A 3362-nucleotide genomic window follows, 5' to 3' on the forward strand; every position below is an offset into this window, starting at 1 on the left:
CTGTCGAGGCCTTCGGGCAGTTTCAGCAGATAGTCGTCTTTGCGGATTTCGGAAACGGCTTCTTCGATAACCAAAGGTTGCGCGGACTGGGTGCGCAGCTTCATGACTTTGTTGACTTGGGTGTAATACTCGTTGCTTTTGAGTTTTTCGTCAGAAGCGCGGGTACGGTTTTCCAAGGCGGAGTCGGTGTAAGGCAGCGTGTTGGCGATGCCGCTGAACACGACTTCTTGGCCGAGGAATTTACCGGTTTCCGGATCGGTGATGTTTTTATTGACGCGGTAGGTCAGGTAGCGGCCGGGTTCGGTCAGGCCGTATGCGTACACGCGGTTGCCTTGGGTGTAGAGGACGCGGTTGTCGGGACCTGCAATCAGGCGCGGCGCGTTGGCGGTTTCTTCCGGAGCGATAATCTGCGGATGTTTCATAAACATGCGGTAGAGGTTGACGTTGACGGTCGGAATGCCGTAGCCGGAAGTTTCGCGTACGCGCGGATGCAGTTTGATCACGGGAATGCCGTCTGAACGGGTTTGGGCGTGTTCAAAACCCAGTCGAGGCTGGCCGTTGACGTAGCGTAAAACCAACACCTGACCCGGATAGATCAGGTGCGGATTGCGGATGGCGTTGCGGTTGGCGCCCCAAAGGCGGTTCCATTGCCACGGGCTGTACAGATATTTGCCGGAAATGCCCCACAAGGTATCGCCGTTTTTAACGACGTAGCGTTGCGGCGCATTGGGGCGGATTTTTAAAGAAGCTGCCTGAGTGTGGGCAGAAATAGCCATGCCTGCCATGCAAAGCAGGGTTATAATACGTTGTTGCATAACCGTTCCCCTTGAAATCGGTTTGGTTTGTCTTCAGATGATAAACAGAGAAGGCTGGAGTTTGCGAAACTGCCGCCCATCCATCAATACGATAACGAACGGCCTCTGTCGCGCTATCTTAACATTTTTCGGCGTTATTTTAGCATTGAATGTTGCTGTCATGACAGGAGATTGTGGCGGCGGAAACCAAATCTGTATGAAAATCACACATCAGTTTTATAAAACGAGAATATTATGGCTTTACTGAACATCCTCCAATACCCTGACGAGCGTTTGCACACGGTTGCCAAACCTGTTGAAAAAATCGACGAGCGCATCCAGACATTGGTTGCCGATATGTTTGAAACCATGTACGAAGCACGCGGTATCGGCTTGGCGGCCACTCAGGTCGACGTACACGAGCGCATCGTCGTGATGGATTTGACCGAAGACCGCAGCGAGCCGCGCGTGTTCATCAATCCCGTCATTGTCGAAAAAGACGGCGAGACAACTTACGAAGAAGGCTGTCTGTCCGTACCGGGCATTTACGATACTGTGACCCGTGCCGAGCGCGTCAAAGTTGAAGCCTTGAACGAAAAAGGCGAGAAATTCACGCTGGAAGCAGACGGCCTGCTGGCAATCTGCGTGCAGCACGAATTGGACCACCTGATGGGCATCGTGTTTGTCGAACACTTGTCGCAGCTGAAACAAGGCCGCATCAAAACCAAACTGAAAAAACGTCAGAAACACACCATCTGACCTGCGCATCGCTTAAAGGCCGTCTGAAAAGACAAAACAGAAGGCATACTTCGGTTTTCAATCTTTCAGACGGCCTTTTCAGCTGAAACAGTTTGCCCAACGCGCCCATTCAAACCATTTTCACAAGGACACAACATGAAAGTCATCTTTGCCGGTACGCCCGATTTTGCCGCCGCCGCCTTGAAAGCCATCGCCGCCGCAGGTTTTGAAATTCCGCTGGTGTTGACCCAGCCTGACCGCCCCAAAGGCCGCGGCATGCAGCTGACCGCATCGCCGGTCAAACAGGCTGCCTTGGAATTAGGTTTGACCGTGGCGCAGCCGGAAAAGTTGCGCAATAACGCCGAAGCCCTGCAAATGCTTAAAGATACGGGCGCGGATGTGATGGTAGTGGCCGCGTATGGTTTGATTTTGCCGCAGGATGTGTTGGATACGCCCAAACACGGCTGCCTCAATATCCACGCTTCGCTGTTACCCCGTTGGCGCGGCGCGGCACCGATTCAACGTGCGATTGAAGCCGGCGACGCCGAAACCGGTGTGTGTATCATGCAGATGGACATCGGCTTGGACACCGGCGATGTGGTCAGCGAACACCGCTACGCCATCCAGCCTACGGATACCGCCAACGAAGTGCATGACGCGCTGATGGGTTTGGGTGCGGAAGCGATTGTTGCCGACTTGCAGCGTCTGCAGGCTGAAGGCCGTCTGAATGCGGTCAAACAGCCTGAAGAAGGCGTTACCTACGCCCAGAAATTGAGCAAAGAAGAGGCGCGTATCGATTGGAATGAAAGCGCGGCTGTGATTGAGCGCAAAATCCGTGCTTTCAACCCTGTACCTGCCGCGTGGGTCGAGTATCAAGGCAAACCGATGAAAATCTGGCGTGCCGAAGTCGTGGTCAAACAGGGTAAGGCAGGCGAAGTGTTGTCCTGCACTTCAGACGGCCTGCTGGTGGCGTGCGGTGAAAATGCGCTGAACATTACCGAATTGCAGCCTTCCGGCAGCAAACGCATGAGCATACAGGCATTTGCGGCAGGCCGGACGATTGAAGTCGGAACGGTTTTGTAACAGGCTGGAAACAAACGTAGAGGAAAGAAAACAATGGCTGTTTTTGAAGTGGTCGAGGGCGATATTACCCGATTGGCAGTCGATGCGATTGTCAATGCCGCCAATTCATCGCTGTTGGGCGGTGGCGGAGTAGACGGTGCAATACACCGCGCCGCAGGCAAAGAGCTGCTGGATGAGTGCCGAACTTTGGGCGGTTGCCGCACAGGCGAAGCCAAAATAACCCAAGGCTATCGTTTGCCTGCGCGTTTTGTCATTCATACGGTCGGGCCGGTATGGTTTGGCGGAAAACAAAATGAAGAGGCCAAATTGGCACAATCCTACGCCAATTCCTTGCTGCTTGCCCAGAAACACGATCTTCACAGCATCGCCTTTCCGTGCATCAGTACCGGTGTGTACCGTTTCCCGGCCAAAGCTGCCGCGCGTATCGCTTTGGAGAGTTTGAAACAAGTCCTGCCGTAATGTCCGGCAGTGGAAAAAATCATCTTTTGCTGTTTTTCCAAAGCAGATGCCGAATATTATCGGGCATTGCTGGCAGCCGAACAGGCCGTCTGAAATCCTCCGAACACTTGAAATCAAATATAAATCAGAAAGCAAAAATATGAGTATGTCCCTCGCCCAAAAACTGGCCGCCGACAGCGTTGCCGCGGTTGCCGAAGGGCGCAATCTTCAGGATGTCTTGGCGGAAATCCGCGCGGCGCATCCGCAGCTGACGGCGCAGGAAAACGGCGCGTTGCAGGATATTGCCTA

The 3362-nt window shown here is 53.6% G+C and carries 3 protein-coding genes and 1 pseudogene; 3 read left to right on the forward strand and 1 reads right to left on the reverse strand.

The window, feature by feature from the left end; all coding sequences use genetic code 11:
* On the reverse strand, positions 1 to 815 hold an 815-nt coding region (locus ACTHS3_RS07895; protein WP_440367608.1), incomplete at its 3' end, for a LysM peptidoglycan-binding domain-containing protein.
* Between the two features lie 234 nt (positions 816 to 1049).
* Between ACTHS3_RS07895 and def the strand changes: the two genes are divergently transcribed.
* The 3 genes and pseudogenes from def (at position 1050) to ACTHS3_RS07910 (ending at position 3167) form a co-directional block, all read left to right on the forward strand.
* Entirely contained in the window at positions 1050 to 1553 is a 504-nt protein-coding gene (gene def, locus ACTHS3_RS07900) for a peptide deformylase (protein ID WP_003678675.1), read from the forward strand.
* 135 nt (positions 1554 to 1688) lie between these two features.
* Complete coding sequence (fmt, locus tag ACTHS3_RS07905) at positions 1689 to 2615, forward strand: methionyl-tRNA formyltransferase (RefSeq protein WP_070503666.1); 927 nt, start codon at positions 1689 to 1691, stop codon at positions 2613 to 2615.
* A 33-nt stretch (positions 2616 to 2648) separates the two neighbouring features.
* Positions 2649 to 3167: pseudogene (locus ACTHS3_RS07910) on the forward strand (O-acetyl-ADP-ribose deacetylase).
* The last annotated feature ends 195 nt before the right edge of the window (positions 3168 to 3362 follow it).

This window comes from Neisseria sp. P0009.S007, assembly GCF_051962515.1.